The organism is Flavitalea antarctica (genome assembly GCF_054461535.1).
This window is the reverse complement of record NZ_JBTLQG010000018.1, coordinates 64,575-83,608: the sequence shown is the minus strand read 5'-3', so window position 1 is coordinate 83,608 and position 19,034 is coordinate 64,575. Positions and strand designations below refer to the sequence as shown.

General features: G+C 44.4%; 15 protein-coding genes and 1 tRNA gene. 8 read left to right on the top strand and 8 right to left on the bottom strand.

All coding sequences use genetic code 11. From position 1 onward, the window contains the following. Positions 1 to 4 precede the first annotated feature (4 nt). From ACX0G7_RS16435 to ACX0G7_RS16420, 4 genes are all read right to left on the bottom strand, one after another. Positions 5 to 78, bottom strand: a tRNA-Arg gene (locus tag ACX0G7_RS16435). Between the two features lie 190 nt (positions 79 to 268). Beyond that, positions 269 to 2,185: a glucosamine-6-phosphate deaminase gene (gene nagB / locus ACX0G7_RS16430; protein WP_458924594.1), complete on the bottom strand. Its 1,917-nt coding sequence runs from the start codon at positions 2,183 to 2,185 to the stop codon at positions 269 to 271. A 237-nt stretch (positions 2,186 to 2,422) separates the two neighbouring features. Beyond that, on the bottom strand, positions 2,423 to 3,844 hold the full coding sequence (locus ACX0G7_RS16425; protein ID WP_458924593.1) for an alpha-L-fucosidase: 1,422 nt from the start codon (positions 3,842 to 3,844) through the stop codon (positions 2,423 to 2,425). Positions 3,845 to 3,975: 131 nt separating this feature from the next. Next, positions 3,976 to 5,856: a CocE/NonD family hydrolase gene (locus ACX0G7_RS16420; RefSeq protein WP_458924592.1), complete on the bottom strand. Its 1,881-nt coding sequence runs from the start codon at positions 5,854 to 5,856 to the stop codon at positions 3,976 to 3,978. A gap of 77 nt (positions 5,857 to 5,933) precedes the next feature. Between ACX0G7_RS16420 and ACX0G7_RS16415 the strand changes: the two genes are divergently transcribed. The 4 genes from ACX0G7_RS16415 to ACX0G7_RS16400 all read left to right on the top strand — a co-directional run bounded on the left by ACX0G7_RS16415 (position 5,934) and on the right by ACX0G7_RS16400 (position 8,779). Next, positions 5,934 to 6,401 (top strand): nuclear transport factor 2 family protein, encoded by a 468-nt coding sequence (locus ACX0G7_RS16415; RefSeq protein ID WP_458924591.1) that lies wholly within the window; start codon positions 5,934 to 5,936, stop codon positions 6,399 to 6,401. Positions 6,402 to 6,433: 32 nt separating this feature from the next. Next, positions 6,434 to 7,450 carry a N(4)-(beta-N-acetylglucosaminyl)-L-asparaginase gene (locus ACX0G7_RS16410; RefSeq protein ID WP_458924590.1) on the top strand — a complete coding sequence of 339 codons (1,017 nt, stop codon included), beginning with the start codon at positions 6,434 to 6,436 and terminating at the stop codon, positions 7,448 to 7,450. 91 nt (positions 7,451 to 7,541) lie between these two features. Then, positions 7,542 to 8,297 carry a copper homeostasis protein CutC gene (locus tag ACX0G7_RS16405; protein ID WP_458924589.1) on the top strand — a complete coding sequence of 252 codons (756 nt, stop codon included), beginning with the start codon at positions 7,542 to 7,544 and terminating at the stop codon, positions 8,295 to 8,297. A 188-nt stretch (positions 8,298 to 8,485) separates the two neighbouring features. Continuing rightward, the gene (locus ACX0G7_RS16400) at positions 8,486 to 8,779 is read left to right on the top strand and encodes a hypothetical protein (protein WP_458924588.1); all 294 of its coding nucleotides are present in this window, start codon (positions 8,486 to 8,488) and stop codon (positions 8,777 to 8,779) included. 202 nt (positions 8,780 to 8,981) lie between these two features. On the opposite strand, the gene pyk is transcribed toward ACX0G7_RS16400, so the two are convergent. After that, positions 8,982 to 10,475: a pyruvate kinase gene (gene pyk / locus ACX0G7_RS16395; RefSeq protein WP_458924587.1), complete on the bottom strand. Its 1,494-nt coding sequence runs from the start codon at positions 10,473 to 10,475 to the stop codon at positions 8,982 to 8,984. Between the two features lie 77 nt (positions 10,476 to 10,552). Continuing rightward, positions 10,553 to 11,536 carry a 6-phosphofructokinase gene (gene pfkA / locus ACX0G7_RS16390; protein ID WP_458924586.1) on the bottom strand — a complete coding sequence of 328 codons (984 nt, stop codon included), beginning with the start codon at positions 11,534 to 11,536 and terminating at the stop codon, positions 10,553 to 10,555. Positions 11,537 to 11,794: 258 nt separating this feature from the next. Here pfkA and ACX0G7_RS16385 point away from each other — a divergent pair, with 258 nt between their 5' ends. After that, positions 11,795 to 12,697 (top strand): SDR family oxidoreductase, encoded by a 903-nt coding sequence (locus ACX0G7_RS16385; protein WP_458924585.1) that lies wholly within the window; start codon positions 11,795 to 11,797, stop codon positions 12,695 to 12,697. Here ACX0G7_RS16385 and ctlX read toward each other — a convergent pair. Together ctlX and ACX0G7_RS16375 are read right to left on the bottom strand one after the other, a co-directional pair. After that, positions 12,634 to 13,590 (bottom strand): citrulline utilization hydrolase CtlX, encoded by a 957-nt coding sequence (gene ctlX / locus ACX0G7_RS16380; RefSeq protein WP_458924584.1) that lies wholly within the window; start codon positions 13,588 to 13,590, stop codon positions 12,634 to 12,636. The two genes, ACX0G7_RS16385 and ctlX, sit on opposite strands and share 64 nt — an antisense overlap. A 90-nt stretch (positions 13,591 to 13,680) precedes the next feature. Then, positions 13,681 to 15,135 carry an arginine deiminase family protein gene (locus tag ACX0G7_RS16375; protein WP_458924583.1) on the bottom strand — a complete coding sequence of 485 codons (1,455 nt, stop codon included), beginning with the start codon at positions 15,133 to 15,135 and terminating at the stop codon, positions 13,681 to 13,683. A 265-nt stretch (positions 15,136 to 15,400) separates the two neighbouring features. Here ACX0G7_RS16375 and ACX0G7_RS16370 point away from each other — a divergent pair, with 265 nt between their 5' ends. The 3 genes from ACX0G7_RS16370 to ACX0G7_RS16360 are packed head-to-tail and all read left to right on the top strand — an operon-like array spanning position 15,401 to position 19,034. Next, a complete protein-coding gene (locus tag ACX0G7_RS16370) occupies positions 15,401 to 16,555 on the top strand; it encodes an acyl-CoA dehydrogenase (protein ID WP_458924582.1) in 1,155 nt (384 codons plus the stop codon). A 39-nt stretch (positions 16,556 to 16,594) separates the two neighbouring features. Then, the gene (locus ACX0G7_RS16365) at positions 16,595 to 17,377 is read left to right on the top strand and encodes an ABC transporter ATP-binding protein (protein WP_458924581.1); all 783 of its coding nucleotides are present in this window, start codon (positions 16,595 to 16,597) and stop codon (positions 17,375 to 17,377) included. Beyond that, positions 17,370 to 19,034, top strand: coding sequence for a hypothetical protein (locus ACX0G7_RS16360; protein WP_458924580.1), 1,665 nt, complete (start codon positions 17,370 to 17,372; stop codon positions 19,032 to 19,034). The genes ACX0G7_RS16365 and ACX0G7_RS16360 overlap by 8 nt, the downstream gene beginning before the upstream one ends.

The following is a 19,034-nucleotide window of genomic DNA, read 5'->3' as shown; positions in this document are numbered from 1 at the left end:
AGCGTGACCGCGTCAGGATTCAAACCTGAAACCTTCTGATCCGTAGTCAGATGCTCTATTCAGTTGAGCTACGCAGCCGAAATAAAAACCAATTACTGTTTTGCGTCAAACCTGAAACCTTGCCGTACGTACGGCATGCTCTATTCAGTTGAGCTACGCAGCCAGGGTGATTTTAATTGGACGGCAAAAATAAGGCAAATCGGAATAACTCCCAAGCTAAATTATAGATTTCGAATTATTTCGAACACACGTTGCCCATCTTCCACGACTAGTAATGCCACCGCACAAAAGCCTCAACAGCAGCGTATTTTGTCAATCCGAGCTTGGCATACAGCTCCGCAGTAGCCGCATTCCGGTCTTCGGCACGCTGCCAGAACTCCCGGGTATCGGAACCCTGGAAGGGAACCATATCTTTCTGCGACTGATGAATAAATATTCCAAAACGTTTTTTCATCACCTGGTCAGGGCTCATCGGGATCGCCATCTCGATCTCACTGATATCCCATTCCTGCCATGCTCCCTTGTACAACCACATCCAGCATTCCTCCACCCATGAGTCGGCCGGATCGCCTGAGGTTTTTATCCTTCTCAACGCCTCGAACACAATATCCAGGCAAACTTTATGTGTACCATGCGGGTCCGCGAGGTCACCGGCACAAAACACCTGCTGCGGCTTCAGCTTCCTGAGTAATTCGATGGTGAGCACCACATCTTCTTCTCCCATAGGCTTTTTCTCAATCGTACCCGTCTCATAAAACGGGAGGTTCATGAAATGATAGTTATCATCGCTGATGCCGACGTAACGACAGGTTGCTTTCGCTTCGCACCGCCTGATAAGGCCCTTGATGGCCCTGATCTCAGGGGTATCGACCTGGTTAGACTTTTTCCCCATCAGGTATGCCCTGGCGGTATTTAAGATTTCCTGGGATTTTTTGCTTTCCATCCCAAACATGTCTTCAAATCCCACTGCGAAATCCATGAACCTTGTAACAAACTCATCAGTTACCGCGATATTTCCCGAGGTCTGGTAAGCAACATGCACATCATGACCCTGGTCGTGCAGGCGCTGGAATGTACCACCCATCGAAATAATATCATCGTCGGGATGCGGTGAAAATATGATCACCCTTTTTGGATAAGGCTGTGACCTTTCCGGGTGATTAGGCAGCAAAACATTTGGCTTACCACCTGGCCAACCGGTTATAGTATCACGCATCATATAATATACCTGCAGATTCAGCTGGTAAGCATCTCCTTCCTCAACGAGGAGGTCGCTCAGGCCCGAATCACGGTAATCATTATTAGTGAGGCTTAACAAAGGTTTGCCGGTTTTGAGAGACAAACCTATCACCGCCTTACGGATCATTTTTGGCGTCCAGTCCAACTCACCCGTCAGCCATGGGGACTTATAACGGGTAAGCTCAGACGCAGAAGCTTCATCAAGAATAAAAACGCATTCATTGTGTTGTTGTAGTAAAGAAGCAGGGATCTGCTCTGTCACCTGGTCCTCAACAGCTTTTTGAACAACTGCTGCCTTGCCCTGGCCCCAGGCCATCAACAAAACACGTTTTGCTTTCATGATGCTTGAGATACCCATGGTAATCGCAAGCCTCGGTACCTGTGTAATATTTGCAAACTCATAAGAATTTGCTATGCGTGTTACATTATCAAGTGTGACCAATCTCGTCTTGGAAAAAATGCTTGAACCGGGTTCGTTAAAGCCGATATGGCCATTGTTACCGATACCCAGCAACTGAAGATCGATACCCCCGAGATCTTCAATAGTTTTTTCATAAGCCATGCAATAGGCCTTGATTTCCTCTTTTTTTATTTCTCCGTTCGGGATATGAATATTTGCCGGATCTATATCAACATGATCAAGCAAATGAACTTTCATGAAGCGGTTATAGCTCTGCAATGCATCGTTGTCTATCGGATAATACTCATCCAGGTTTACAGAGACAACATTTCTGAAACTCAGACCTTCTTCTTTATGCATCCGTACAAGTTCAGCATATACAGATTTCGGGCTGGATCCTGTAGCCAGGCCGAGTACACATTTTTCGCCTGTTGCCTGCTTTTCCCTGATAAGGGCCGCCATTTCATCGGCTATATGCTTCGAACCCTGTTCAAGGTCCGGAAATATTTTTACGGGGATCTTTTCGAAAGCGTCTACCATGCTCATGCTTGATTAAGATTTAGTCGGGAAATGCCGCAAATTTAAAGTCTATTTATGGAAGATCTTTCAATTTGTTCAACTGGTATCAAATATTTTGCAATTAAATCACCACACTTCAAACCGGTTCGAACACATCTTTCGGGCCCATTGAGACCAGGGAACATCTTATTTAGTCAACCAGGAATAGTAAGAGATTGCTGTCAACGGACCGTTTCCAAATTCTGTTGATCAAGGTCAGTTTGCCTATTGAATTATGAAACAATAAGCATGTTTCTGATTCTTAATTGTCGGGTCGTTCGTCGGTAAGGTGATAACGATCTCATCATTCCGGGCCAACCACTTCAATTTGCCTTTATATCCCGCAAGTGAAACAGTTGCACCTTTTGATGGCACAATGCCCTTGATCGTAACGTTGTTCCCTGTTTTTACACTGTCTTCAACCAGGTAAAATGCGTAACGTTTTTTGCCATCTTTGCTTTGGGTGAAATAAGTATTGCCAGATGAATAAGGCGCAATCGATTTACTATTATAAATTCCTTCACTGTTAAGACCCATCCATTCGCCGATCTCATTCAGTCTTTCATAAGCCACCGGATCCCAGTCTCCATCGGGCCCTGGTCCGATATTCAGCAAAAAGTTCCCACCCCTTGAAACAACCTTCACCAGCAGGTGGATAAGCTGATGTGCCGATTTGTATCTGTCATTCGGAACATAACTCCATGAATCGCCCATGGTCATGCAGGTTTCCCAGGGGTAGGACAGGGGCTCGTGCGGCACTTCCTGTTCCGGAGTGGTATAATTTTCAAATTCGCCCGGAACGCTACGGTCAACCACAATCAGGCCGGGTTGATGGCTCCTGGCCATTGTAGCAATTCTCCTCATATCTATATCCTGGTCCGTTTTAATACCTTTTTGCCAGGAGATAGTTGTATCCACTGTTGATAACGGCCTCACCCATCCGCCATCAAGCCAAAGGATATCTATCTTTCCATAACCTGTCATCAGTTCTTCAATCTGTTTGTAAGTAAAGTCTTTAAACGCGGTCCATCTTTCCGGGTATTTGGTAGGTTCATAATTTACATTCCGGTCTTTTGGAGGCATGTATGGCCACCAATAGTCCCTGTTATGCCAGTCTGGTTTTGAAAAATATGCACCGGCAAGAAAGTTTTCTTTACGAAAAGCTTCAAACACTTCTTTTGCCACATTGCTTTTTGGATTGGAAGAAAAAGGTGTTTTTGGATCAGTGATTTTATAATCACTTTGTTTGGTGTCGAACATGTTGAAGCCGTCATGATGTTTTGTTGTGAATACAACGTATTTCATTCCGGCTTTCTTCGCTGCCGCGGCCCATTTTGCAGGATCGAATTTCACGGGATTAAAAGTGGTCTGCAATTTTTCATAAGCCTGCACATATTCAAAGTAATTGTTCGCATAAGGACCTCTGCGTTTGGTCCAGTCTTCGTCCTCAGGACAAAGGCTCCAGCTTTCAACAACTCCCCATTGACTGTAAGTTCCCCAGTGCATAAACAATCCGAACTTCAGATCCTGCCATTGGCCAAGTTTTTCTAACACCAGGGGATCAGTGGGCGCGGTGTATTTGTGCTGCGCGGAAATGGTGCCTGCATAGAGGACACAAAACATTAAAACGATAGACTTAAATTTCATTTTATTCAGATTTACAATCCTCGAAGCAGGCTTATGATGATTGGATAAGCATGTTAATCAATAAAGCAGACTTCAATTGGTTTGATAGACACATTAATCAATGAACCGGTTTCAGATGATTGAAAAGTATGTTAATGGATTACCGGTAGGATGATGTTGCTGGCGTTGGATGCGTCATGAAATATCCGGATAGTTGCTTTTTGAAAATCGCTTTCACCAGCTTGGTAAATATTTATAAACTTATGGGGGTTGCGGTCGACAAGCGGGAACCAGCTGCTTTGCACCTGGATCATTAGCCTGTGTCCTTTTTTAAATGTGTGGGCAACATCAGGTAAAGTGAATTTCACCCTTTCTATCTTACCCGGGGTAAAGGCTGATGGCTTTTCATAACTGTGCCTGAATTTCCCACGCATTACTTCGCCTCTCACCAACATCTGGTAGCCACCCATTACGGCCTGGTATGGTAATGCATCCGGAACAGGTTGCTTATATTGAAAGGTGTCCGGAAAAACATCAATCAGCTTCACGATAAAGTCTGCGTCAGTCCCGCTGATGCTTGTTAAGAGGTCAGCAACCACTGGGCCGGCAAGGGTCATATCTTTAGTAAGGATATCAGTTTTAAACACGAGTACATCGGGACGTCGCGCCGCAAAACGCTGGTCATCGATCATATACTCACGGGTACGCTCACTGCCTGTTTGTTCAACATATGGCACCGGCTTCATCGGATCGCTGATGTATTCTGTGAAGGAACTTTTGCCCGCTGGCTTATTGAAAGAGAGTTTGCCATTTGCACCAAGATAAACGGGTAGGTCCTGTTTCTCCGCAACCGGCCATGCGGGTAATTTGCGCCACTTGTTTTCGCCCGAAAAAAATATGGTGGCTTCAGCAAGTTTAGGATCGCCTCCTTTGCCTTTGAGATGATGGTTGAAGAACGGGATTTCAATATTATCCTGGTACCACTCACTCGTATTTGAACCAAACTGAATATTACCCAGGGAAGCCCCACCGGCAGGAGATGACCATTGCCCGTGATACCACGGGCCCATTACAATACGGTTATCTGCGGATGGACTCTTTTGTTCAATGGCTTTGTACAGGTTCCATGCACCATAACAGTCTTCTGCATCAAACAATCCCCCGATTATCAGCATGGCTGGTTTCAGATCGGAGACATGGTTCATCGGGTTACGTTGCTTCCAGAAGGTATCATAATCCGGATGACTCATCAGGTCTTTCCAGAATTTGATGCTATCGCCCATAATAGCGGTAAGATTTTTTACAGGACCTGTTCTAAGATAAAAATCATAGGCATCAGGTGTTGGATAATTATATTCAGGAGGTCCCACCGTAGTAGGTACTGGTCTGGGTTGTCCGAATCCTTTATAAAAGCGAAATGCATCCATCTGGAAAAATGCCCCGTTATGATGGAAGTCATCACCGATAAACCATTCTGTCACCGGGGCCTGGGGACTGACGGCCTTCAGTGCCGGGTGCCCGCTTAATGCCGCCATGGTACTGTAAAAGCCGGGATAAGAGATGCCCATGACGCCAACGTTGCCGTTATTGTTTTGTATATTTTTCACGATCCAGTCGATAGCATCATAGGTGTCGCTGGCTTCATCTATGTCCTTATTTGTTTTTTTATTTGGGTTAAAGGGTCTGATATCCACAAACTCACCTTCACTCATCCACCTGCCGCGCACATCCTGTTTTATTATTATATATCCTTCTCTCAGGTAATAACGGAAATAAGTGTTCCAGTAAGCAGTGCGTTGATCTTCGCCATAAGGAGCACAGGAGTATGGGGTACGCATAAAAAGAATGGGATGTTTTTCCGAAGCATCTTTTGGCATAAGCACGGAAGTAAACAGCTTCACTCCATCCCGCATTGGGATATACAACTCTTTCTTCTCATAATTCTCAAAAAACCATGCTGAATCCTGGGAAGCCTGGCTAAAACCGGTGACCGAAATGCAGGTGAAGATTACAAAAAGAACATATTTCCCCATTTGAGCTTAATTTTATCCATTAACAGTTTTGGAGGCTTAAATTTAGCGATTGTTAATCAACCCTTATCTTACAATTTATGCAGGCTCATAAAAAACTGATCGAAGATTTTTATACAGCTTTCAGTCAACTCAATGCTGACAGGATGGTAGAATCATATCATGATGAGGTAGTGTTCTGGGATCCGGTCTTTGAGAACCTCGACGCACGCAAAGCAAAAGCGATGTGGCATATGCTCTGTGGCAACGCGAAGGATTTTTCATTGGATTTCCGGGATGTAAAAGCCGGCGATGAATATGGTTCGTGCAACTGGGTGGCTGTTTATACTTTTTCTAAAACCGGCCGGCAGGTTATCAATGATGTGAAGGCACATTTTAAATTTCATGAAGGGCGAATTGTTGAACATATGGATGATTTCGATCTCTGGAAATGGAGCCGGCAGGCGCTTGGAACACCCGGCGTACTTTTCGGCTGGACTCCTTTTATTCATAACCGGATCAGAAAAACAGCGAAAGCCAGTTTGAAAAAATACCTGAAGGAGGGATGAGTTTAATTTAATCAACGGAATTATAAATTTATATGCAGAAGAGAAGAACATTTATCCGGAATACATTTATTGGTTCCGCAGGTCTTATGGTTAACCCCGGCTTGACGGATGCAATTCTGCCGCCGGTTAAAAACAATCCCATAGTTGTGTCCACCTGGGACTTTGGGCAGGCTGCCAACACCGAGGCCTGGAAAACACTCGGAAATAAGGGACGCGCCGTCGATGCAGTTGAGAAAGGCGTAATGATACCTGAAGCAGATCCCACCAATCAATCTGTTGGTTATGGAGGACTGCCTGATCGGGATGGCCGCGTTACCCTGGATGCCTGTATCATGGACGACAAATACAATTGCGGATCGGTGATGTGCCTTGAGCACATTATGCACCCGATAAATGTCGCAAGGCTCGTAATGGATAAAACACCACATATTGTCCTGGTTGCCGAAGGTGCGCTTCAGTTTGCACTTGCCAATGGTTTCAAAAAAGAAAACCTCCTTACGCCTGAAGCCGAAAAAGCCTGGAAGGAATGGCTCAAGACCGCTGAATATCAGCCCGTGATGAATATCGAAAACCAGTTGTATAAAAAATCTGATTCAACTATGCCCGGTGGCAAAGACAATCACGATACCATCGGTATGGTTGCCCTTGACAATAACGGAAACATGGGCGGCGCCTGTACCACAAGCGGCATGGCTTTCAAAATGAAAGGAAGAGTGGGTGATTCGCCAATAATAGGTGCCGGGCTTTATGTTGATAACGAAGTAGGTGCCGCTACTTCAACGGGAGTGGGAGAGGAAGTGATCCGGATAGTCGGCTCTCACCTTGTTGTTGAATTGATGCGGCAGGGTCACTCACCGGAACAGGCCTGTAAAAAAGCAGTCGAAAGAATCATCGCCCGCAACCCTGCAAAAGCAAAGGAGGTTCAGGTTGGATTCCTCGCTTTAAACAACAAGGGCCAATACGGCGCTTATGCATTACAGAAAGGGTTTACTTACTCTGTAAAAAGCAATAAGGAAGATAAGGTGTACAACGCGAAAAGCGTCTATTAAAATGATCGTTGGGTGGGCATTCAATATCCGGGTGGACTCTCAACATCCGGGTGGCCTTCAAACATCGAAATCTCAATAAAATATATCGTTAATGTTCCTGGAAGTTTGTGCCTTTAATATTCAATCCGCTATAATCGCAGAAAAGGTTGGTGCAATACGTGCGGAGTTGTGTGATAATCCTATTGAGGGTGGCACAACTCCATCGTATGGTGCCATCCATTTAACGCGCAGCAAAATTAATATAGAATTATACCCCATCATCAGGCCACGTGCCGGAAGCTATTTCTACGATGATGATGAATTTGCAATGATGTTGAAAGACATCGAAGTTTGCAGACAGGCAGGCTGTGATGGGATCTCCGTTGGCGTTCAGAAAAAAGACGGCACCATTGATGGAGAAAGATTAAAGATCATCGTTGACAAAGCCTACCCTATGGGAGTAACCTGCAACCGGGCATTTGATGCAGTTCCTGATCCGTTTGCTGCACTTGAAACGATCATCGATGCCGGATGTGAGCGGATACTTACCAGTGGCCTGAAAAGTGCTGCGCCGGATGCAACCGCTTTCATACGCCAGCTCATTGAACAAGCTGAAGAAAGAATCATCATTATGCCGGGGGCTGGGATCAATTCGGGCAACATTGAAAAGATGATCAAAGAAACAGGAGCACGTGAGTTCCATACTTCGGGTCGTATCAAAATGAATGATGCGGCTGACCCATCACACTATGTAACCTATCAAAATCCCGCAATACTTGACATCGGCAATGTGTACGTCTCTTCAGAAGAAGAGTTGCAGCGAATCGTTGATATCCTGAATTCAAAATATCCAGCAAGCGATCATTAACGCGTTTAAGCATCAACGGATCCCGACTTTCCCCTTCAAAACCATTGTAGAATATAATTCCCATGCTTGTATTTGTTTGGTGCCTGAGGCGGAAAGAACTGTGAAGGGCTTACTGGCACTGAATTTGGGCTCAGCACTTAATAAGTACTTTTGGTCAACAGCATTTACATTCATTTAAAAAATAAATCATGAAGAGAAAAACCAACAGGCATAGCAGACCACTCATCCTGGCAATGGCTGTTTCAACATTGCTTTTGACGGCTTGTCACTTTGAAAGTGATAAAGACTATAAAACTAAGGAAGGAACTGAATCCGCAGATTCAACACATAGAAATGCGCACGAAGACGATCAGCATAATCCCAGTAAGCCACCTGTTGATGCAGCCAGGCAAAGTGACAGTTCGCTACACACTCCAACTCCCGCCGGTAATGATTCTTTAGTAAAGAAAGATTCATCGAGGGGCGATAAACCCGCTCACTAAATAGTCCTAAACAAGTGAAGGTATAATACCCGGGCAGGTAGCTGCTAAATCATAAAAATAAAAGCATCCCTTATCTATGGGATGCTTTTGTTTTTAAGTTAATCGACCGGTTTGTCTGATACCAAAACCTTTACAAATTTATTCGACCTTAGTAATCTTCATCGCGTTATTTGTTCGACCCTGGTAATCTTCAGCACGTTATTTATTCAACCTTGGTAATCTTCATCACGTTGGTTGGCAGATGCAGGTCAACCGGGGTGGACCCGGTATTAACCACGATGCTGCCTGCCTGTACGAAACCTCTTTCTTTCAGGATCTCGATCTGATCATGAATAATTTCATCAAGGCTCTCCTCTTCATCATAAAAGAAGGCGCGCACACCCCAGCTAAGGCTTAACTGGTTTACCAGGCTTCTTTCTTTTGTGAAGATATACAATGGTGCTTTGGGCCTGTAACTGCTCAGCATGAAAGCAGTGTATCCGGATTGGGTCATCCCAACCAGTGCATCAGCACGGGTATCGCTGGATAGCTTACACGCGTTATAGCAAATAGCATCACTCAGAAACGAAGGAGAGTGCGGTTGAGGTTTCAAATCTTCTTCACGGTTATAGCGGTATTCAGTTCTTTCAACTTCCAGGATGATCTTGCGCATAGTTTCAACAACCAGGGCGGGGTGTTTGCCAGTCGCGGTCTCTGCGCTAAGCATAACTGCGTCGGCGCCTTCCAGCACTGCATTGGCAACATCGGTGATCTCACTCCGGTTTGGCTTAACCCGGTCGATCATACTCTCCATCATCTGCGTTGCCACGATAACGGGTTTTGCACGGTGAAGTGACTTCCTGATGATATCTCTTTGCGCAGCCGGTACCTTTTCTACGGGAAGCTCAACGCCGAGATCGCCGCGGGCCACCATCACTGCATCAGACTCAACAATGATATTACGCAAATCAACAAGCGCTGATGGCATCTCGATTTTCGCAATAACTTTTGTTTTGCTTTTTGCTTCAGTCAGCCTTCGCTTAAGATCAACAATATCTTCAGCTTTGCGAACAAATGAAAGTGCAACCCAATCAAGTTTCTTTTCAATAATAAAAGCCAGGTCTATGATATCCTTCTCTGTCATTGCTGGCAGGGAAATCTTTGTATCAGGAAGATTAACACCTTTTTTCGGTAATAACAATCCGCCATAGGTGACCTTAACCTTCACTTCACCTTCAGGGGTAATGTCTACAACAACCACTTCAAGTTTGCCATCATCGATCATGATCTTATTACCTATTTCCACGTCTTCGTGAAGGTTTGGATAAGACACATAGATCTTCTCTTTCGTACCTACTACTTTTTCTTTCGAAGTGAAGGTGAGGATGTCGCCGGGTTCGATCAACAATGCATCATTGCCAATTTCACCAACTCTTAATTTCGGGCCCTGTAAGTCTCCAAGTATGGAAATGCTGTATGGTTCGGTTTTGTTGATCTGCCGTATAAAATCAATGATTTTTGCTTTATCCTCATGCGTTCCGTGCGAAAAATTCAAGCGGAAGATATTGACACCGGCTTTCACAAGTTCCAGCAGTTTCTCATATGTATCACATGCCGGTCCTACGGTAGCTACGATTTTTGTACGATGCGAGGTGTGTTGAATTCCAGCCTCTTTATCCATTTCACCGTACAGGTATTTTGAAAGATCTCTTGCCATGGTTTAGTTATAGTTTATCAGATTTTAGTTTAGTTGCAGCTTATTGATCGGTTTGTTGTAGTGTTTAAGCCTGTTAATCAGCTGGCCAGGATCTTCACGATCTTGATCCATTCTTCGCTGATGCGTTGTTTAGATTTTACCGCTCTTTCGAGGGAAGTAAAATGCATCCGGTTGTTGAGTATCCCCACCATTACATTATGCCGGTTTTCCATAAGGCATTCCACGGCGGAATAACCCATCCTGCTCGCGATTAGCCGGTCAATGCAGGTTGGGGAACCCCCGCGCTGAATATGACCCAGGATGCAGACACGGACATCGGCTGCAGGCATTCTCTCTTTCACAACCTTTGCCACCTCGTTTCCACCGCCGAACTCGTCACCCTCGGCCACAACGACCATATTTACCAGCTTTTTTCTTCTTTCTTTTTCCTGTAACGAAAAAACCAACGCTTCGATATCGGTTTTACGTTCCGGTATTAAGATATGCTCCGCACCGGTGGCAATGCCGCTGTGCAGCGCAATATAGCCTGCATCGCGGCCCATCACTTCTATGATAAATAAACGGTCATGTGCATCAGCTGTATCCCGGATCTTATCGATTGCTTCAACGGCGGTGTTTACTGCCGTGTCAAACCCTATGGTAAAATCTGTTCCCGCAATATCTTTGTCGATAGTTCCAGGTAACCCGATACACGGAATATCAAATTCGCGGCTGAAAATGTCGGCTCCTTTGAATGAACCGTCTCCGCCAATCACCACCAGCCCATCAATGCCCAATTTTTTTAAATTATCATAAGCTTTCTGCCTGCCTTCGGGCTGAAAAAATTCTTTACACCTCGCTGTCTTCAAAACGGTTCCACCGCGCTGAATAATATTTGCAACGCTGCGGGAATGCATTGGTACGATATCGTTGTCAATCATTCCACTATAACCGCGCATAATTCCAAAAACTTCCATTCCATAATATATCCCTGTTCGCACTACAGCCCTGATAGCTGCATTCATTCCCGGAGCATCCCCTCCTGATGTCAACACTCCAATTTTAGTAACCTTTTTTGCCATGAATTACACTCAGTTAGTTTATTATTTAAATATTCTTCAATATGAGGGAAGAATCCTTAGTATTTGTTCATTTTCAATTTAAACGAGGCTCAAAAATAAGGTTTTGTTTTGATAAGCAAGCGTTGGGAGGAAGCGTCGAAAATTTAGTAATGTTGTATAATAAACTGATATCAAGTCAGCAATAAAGTTTTTATTTACTTCCGCTGCCGCCATGGTCGCAGGCAGACTGGTCTGGCCGACGAAAATTAAAATTAAAGGATGAAAGTATTGGTTACCGGGGCAAACGGGCTCCTCGGGCAACACCTGGTTGCTGAGTTAATTGAAAAAAGATATTCAGTGGTAGCGATTGGGCGGGGGCCGGCAAGATTGCCTTTTCCTGAATCAGCGTATAAATATTATGATATTGACATCGCGACGGAACTTGCCGTGCATGAGGTCTTTAGTGCCGAATCGCCTGAAGTGGTGATCCATGCGGCTGCTATGACCCAGGTTGATGACTGTGAAGTGAACCAGGAGCTCTGCGAACGGATAAACGTACAGGGCACCTCTCATGTCATAATAAACGCAGAGCAATATGCCAGGAAACTCATCTATATTTCAACGGACTTCGTATTCGACGGTGAGAAAGGTGATTATGCGGAAGAAGACGATATGGGCCCGGTTAACTGGTATGGCTTCACCAAAATGCAGGCGGAAAGTATCGTGGAAACCTGTGATATGCCATGGGCGATCGTGCGGACCTGTCTTGTTTATGGGAATACGCTTACAGGAACCAGAACAAATATCATCAGCTGGGTAAAAGAAAACCTACAGGCAGGAAAGCCCATCAAGGTAGTTTCTGACCAGGTGCGTACACCTACTTATGTCAAGGACCTGGTTAAGGGGATCATGCTTATTGTACAGAAAAACGGGGAAGGCACTTTTCATATTGCCGGAAAGGATGTTCTGACACCCTATGACATGGCAGTTAAAACCGCAGCATATTTCGGTCTTGATTCTTCCCTGATGACAAAAGTGGATGCTTCCAGTTTCAGTCAGCCCGGCAGGCGACCACTGAAAACCGGTTTCAACATCTCAAAGGCAAAACTTGAGTTGGGTTATGAGCCAATTTCCTTTGATGAAGCTCTTGTGCTCATGGATGAGGATCTGCGTGGTAAATGAATTTCTGCAATCATGCATCTTGCGCTTCCCCCACCATTTGTTTCGATAGTATTTAAAGGTGAATGAATGATACGGCACCATTGAGTAAGCAGGTTGACCTGGCCGGCAGTCAAAGATTCATAGGCACGGGTTGACATGACAAGCAGGTTTTCGTTCTTTTTGTTTTTCAACTCTAACATGTTTCCCGCGAATTCATTCACTTGTGTCATGGTTATTTCGACTATTTCTTTACCCGATTGCCGGATCATCTCCACCACATGGTCCCTTTCGCGTTGGTCCCTGATTGAATCAAGTGCAATCACCACAAATTTTTCACCCACACACATCATAACGTTGGTGTGATAAATGGCCTGGCCCGATGAATCCGTGGCATGAAAGATAACCGGCCGGTATTTCATAAGTGAACAAAACTTCTCTAATACCTTCACGTCTGTGCGGGGTGAGAGGCATGCGTAAGCGATCCTGTTATCCCGATCCAGCACCATGCTGCCGGTACCTTCCAGGAAACTGTTTTGATTTTCATAACCCGAAAGGTCGATCTTATCAGTGATCTCAAAACTGCCGGCAAGTTTTTCAAACACTGCCGGTTTTCTTTCGAGGCGCCGGTTTGCTGCGAACATTGGGTAGAGGCAAACAGTTCCATCATGATGAAATGAGACCCAGTTGTTCGGAAAAATTGAATCCGGTGTAAAAGGCAAAGGACTATCATTCACCACGGTTACTTCAACCCCCTCTTCTTCTAAAAGCGCGACAAATTTTTCAAATTCAAGTATGGCCAGTTGCTGTGCTTCATCGTTTTTGCCGGCAACCTGGAAAGCGTTGTTCACGGCCGTTTCCGCATTAAAAGCAAAGTTGACCGGCCTGATCATAAGTATGGTGGAAGTTGTTTGCAAGAGAAAAGCTTAAGTAAGGTTATCAGTTATAATTATCACTTAACGGATGTATTGTTGTTTAGTGCTGCTTTCAGGCGATAAATTTTCCTGTTAACTTATTTCGTCCCTCAGAAGTGGCATGCTCATACAATGAAAACCGCCACGTGCGCGGGATAATTCAGCCGAAGGCATAAGGATCAAAGTATCTTCCAGGTCATTAACGTTAATACTGCCATTTTCCAGGCCTTCAATCAGTTCAGGTGCATTGATTACCGAAAATCCATTTTCCCGGAATGCTTCTACCGTTTTATCGTTCCGGTCATAACCGAGCACAACACCTTCCCGCAATGCGAGGAGATTGCATGAATCTGTCCATTGTTCGCGGGCATCAAAAGGAAATTCGTTGTTTCCTGAATAGATAAACTTTACTTTTTCCGTGCAGCCAAGATCATTTTCACTGATATCTCTCAGCAGGTCTTCCAGGTTGTCGAAATATTTCGGATTCTCAATATCTTTTTTCCGGAATTGGGTGATGCGCATCTTGTCATCTTTCTTATTTCCTAAAAGGATCCGTTTAACAGCGTCAGCATTTTCATGCTTGATTGCTTTTTTTGAAAAATTGCCAAGCATTACCCAAACGTTTTTCTTTACCTGGGTAAAGACAGTATCGATATGCATGTAGTCCCTTTTCTTGGGGATGCGCACTATACTTATTTTTTTTACCACGTGTTTGTCAAACAATACCTTAATAGCCTGGTGGGCCGCTTCCATGGTTGTTCGCTCACTGATGCCAATCAGTATATGATCCTTTGTTATCACCATTACATCGCCACCTTCAAGCGTTACTTTTTTATCATCGGTGTCGCTGCCAGGCAACAAAAAATAATTGAAGCTATCGGGCAATTCAATGATGTTCTCGCGGTATTCTCTGAAGAAAGGGTGATTGAAAAATATATACTTCATTAACAGGGCTTCCCTGATGCGGGCCTGCTTGGCTGGTTTATTCAGCAATACAAATTTGTTGATCACAATGCCGATATCCCGGGTAAATATGAAGTTTGGAATGGGTGCAAACAGCATGTTGTCGTCGCTGATGGAACCGCAAATAAAAATTTTTGCCAGTTCTTCCGGCGGGCAGGATGAAAGCTGTTGTTCAACCTGGTAAGAACAACTTTCAATGGCACAAACAGAGGCTACCAGTTTGAGCCGGATCTCACGGTCTTCCAATATCTCAGCAAGGAGCCACTGCAGTTCAATGACCTTCTCTGATTTAAAAAAAGCCGCGTTGCCCGGTTTATAAAAGTCCCTGCGGTTTTCCGGTGAGTCTATGTTCCTGAGCTTTCCTTTGATTTTTTCCGGATCAAGAAAGTACAATAAGATTTTTGTGTAAAAATCATACTCTTCTCTTCTTATTGTATCCAAATGAACGATGTCCTCAAAGAGCCAATCCTGTGCTTTGGACGGCACAACTTTGCCTAACCCGCTATCGGGACTATGGACCAATAATCTTCGTAAACGGCCTATTTCGGACGAAACCTGTATCATCGAACTTTGCTGACTGCTCATAAAATTTAATTGTTCGCAATGCCTGTCAAAACTGTCTCAGGAGGATCAACATTCCCGGATATAAACATGCATAATTAAGAATCTGGTGATCACGGAACAGATAGAAGCTTGTATGCTGATCCCTGATCGGGGGACAAATATAAGATTTTATAGCAGTTGGCATAATCAACTGATATGTACCCGCAGGTACATTCCGCTAAGAAAAGCATGAATTTGCACTGAATTCTATTAAATTTGATACTTCCTCTTAAAAAAAGTACCTGATATGGAATTTGAATTATCCGAAGAACATAAGATGATCCGTAAAGCAGCCCGTGACTTCGCGCAGGCCGAGTGTTTGCCCGGTGTTATTGAACGGGATGAGTTACAGAAATTTCCTAAGGACCAGGTGATGAAACTTGCAGAACTGGGATTTATGGGAATGATGGTGGATCCGGAATTCGGTGGATCTGGAATGGATACGGTGAGTTATGTACTGGCCATGGAGGAGGTCAGCAAAATAGACGCGAGTGTGAGTGTGTCTATGAGCGTAAATAATTCACTTGTGTGCTGGGGTCTCGATAAATACGGTAACAATGAACAGAAACAACAATATCTCACCCCTCTTGCCCAGGGCCGTAAAGACGGAGAACTCTATATCGGCGCGTTTTTATTAAGTGAACCTGAAGCCGGCAGCGACGCTACATCACAGCGAACCCTGGCCGAAGAAAAGGATGATCATTATCTGTTAAACGGTGTAAAGAACTGGATAACCAATGGCAACTCTGCTTCTGTGTACCTGGTAATGGCTCAAACGGATGTAGCCAAAGGAAGTAAAGGTATCAACGCATTTATCGTTGAAAAGAACTGGCCCGGTGTTACCGTAGGCGCGAAGGAAAATAAATTAGGCATCCGCGGAAGCGATACGCACAGCATATTGTTTAATGATGTAAAAGTGCCCAAAGCAAACAGGATAGGGGAGGATGGGTTCGGTTTTTCTTTCGCTATGAAAACGTTGGCGGGTGGAAGGATCGGTATAGCGGCACAGGCACTTGGCATAGCCTCCGGTGCTTATGAACTGGCTGTAAAATATTCAAAGGAGCGCAAGGCGTTTGGTAAAGAGATCATGCATCACCAGGCTATCCAGTTTAAACTGGCTGATATGGCGACCCGGATTGAAGCTGCACGTTTGTTGTGTTTACGTTCGGCCTGGGAAAAGGATAACGATCTTGATTATGCACTCAGCAGTTCAATGGCGAAAGTATACGCTTCTGAAACTGCCATGTGGGTTACTACAGAGGCTGTACAGGTGCATGGCGGCTATGGCTATGTAAAAGAATATCATGTTGAAAGGCTTATGCGTGATGCAAAAATCACCCAGATTTATGAAGGCACTTCCGAGGTTCAGCGTATCGTGATAGGTCGCGCAATACTAAAATAGAACAATGATCGCTGGTTCTTCAAATCAATCTGACCGGCAATGAGTATTATTCAGTTACAACAGGTAAAAAAACAATACAACGGTACTTATGTGCTGCAGGGGATCGACCTTTCCTTTGAAAAAGGTCAGATCGTCGGCTACATAGGACCGAATGGCGCCGGGAAGAGCACGACCATAAAGATACTTACCGGAATAATCTCCGACTTTGAGGGCAATGCCACGGTGCTGGGTCATGATGTAAGAAAGGATCCACTTATTATCAAACAGCAAATTGGCTATATACCTGAGCATGCAGCACTCTATGATGTGCTGACGCCAATGGAATATCTCGACTTTGTCGGCAAGCTGTACCAGATGGATGCTGCGGTCACCCGAAAAAAAGGTCTTGACCTCTTGCGCCTTTTCGAGCTTGCGGATAAACATGATATGCGCATGAATGGATTCAGCAAAGGAATGCGTCAGAAAGTTCTGTTGATTTCCGGGCTGATCCATAATCCCGAGATCATATTTCTTGATGAGCCCCTAAGCGGACTGGATGCAAATGCAGTGATTCTCGTCAAAGAAATTTTGTCCCAACTGAAACAGGCAGGCAAGACGATTTTTTACTCGTCGCATATCATGGATGTAGTCGAAAAGATCAGTGACCGGATCATCATTATCAATAAAGGTGCTGTCATTGCAGACGGCACTTTCACTGAATTGCAACAAGCCGGCGCAGAGGGCTCGCTCGAGAATATCTTCACCGCACTCACCGGTGATCACCAACATCTTTCGACTGCAGGGGAATTTGTTGACATAATGAAAAGTTTTTCGAATGGGTAAGTGGTTGTTGAAAATAGTGCAACTGTTCAACCCGGTTTTCAGGCGCCAGGGGATAGATGTTGATCGCCTGTACACCATAGTAGAATTAAAACTGCTGATGGATACCAGGCGCGTTTACATGAGTTGGAAGCAGGGACAGCAAAAAGATAATAAGAACCATCTTTCAACCATACTTATCCTCTATGGGTTGTTTGGAATTTTTATGGGCTTTGCCATATATTCCTTTCCTTCAGTGGTCACCGGTATGATCCTCTTTCATTCCTATGTAATCTTTATGATGGCGATGACCCTCATCACGGATTTTTCATCGGTGTTACTTGACACAACCGATAACCAGATTCTTTTGCCGAGACCGGTAAACAGCAAAACATTGTTTATGGCCCGGTTGATCCATGTTCTCCTTTACCTGCTTCAATTCAGTATTGCCATTTGCCTGGTTCCGATCATTGCCACCTTTGTAAAATACGGGCCGCTGGTGGGCTTTGGTATGATCATCACATCACAGCTGACCGTTTTACTGGCCGTATTTATTACTTACCTGTTATACCTCCTGGTACTCCGTTTTAGCAGCGAGCAAAAAATAAAAGAGATTGTCACTTATTTCCAGATCGGTATGACTTTGTTTTTCACGATCGGTTACCAGCTTATTCCAAGAATGATAGACCTGGAAGGGCTTTCTGCAAACTTCACGCTTAAATGGTATTCCTTTCTGATTCCACCAGTGTGGATGGCGATGACGCTTGAAGGTTTGTACGATTTTAATTTTGACGCTGTTCACCTGGTGATGATCTTCCTTGCCGTGACTGTGCCTTTACTTTTGTATTGGGTAATGAATAAATTCCTGGCTCCCCTGTTTTCAAAACAACTGGCGAACCTGAATAATGAAAGTCAGTCATCGAAAAAAGGACCTGCTGACTTGCGTTCAGGTCCTGGTTTTTCCGGCAAACTTGCTTCACTTTTTTGCGGATCCCCGGTTGAAAAAGGAGCATTCGAACTTACCTGGAAAATTACGGGACGTGACAAAGCATTCAGGTTGCAGTTTTATCCTGCCCTCGGATATATACCTATTATCCTCTTCCTGGTACTTTTCAACAGCGGCCGGAATGTTTCAGAACAACTTGAACTCCTGCCTTATTCAAATAAGTTTCTCTGGTTAATATATATACCCCTTTTTGCTGTAGCGGGTAGTGTTACCATTGTCACATTTAATGAAAATTTCCAGGCTTCCTGGATCTATCATAGTATGCCGGTCAAAAGACCGGGAGAATTGCTATCGGGGAACCTAAAAGCCCTCATTGTAAAGTATTTTGTACCGGTGTATGTTCTGTTTTTTGGCATCTCTTTATTTGTGTGGGGGCCCGCTGTGATTGATGACTTTATTTTAGGATTGTTAAACAGTCTTATAAGTTTGCTGGTTCTGACGCTATTCACCGATCATTATCTTCCATTCTCGCGACAACCAAACATTAAACAGCAATCAGGAAAATTTCTGCAGGTTATTCTCCAGGTGGTTATTATCGGTATACTTGTGCTTATTCATTATTTTCTGCTTGGGAGAGTTTATGTTATGTACGGGGTTGCATTGTTGTCGTTTTTGGGATTATGGTTGATGGTAAAGAATTTGCAAGCAATTAGCTGGACAAAAATTTCAGTTTGA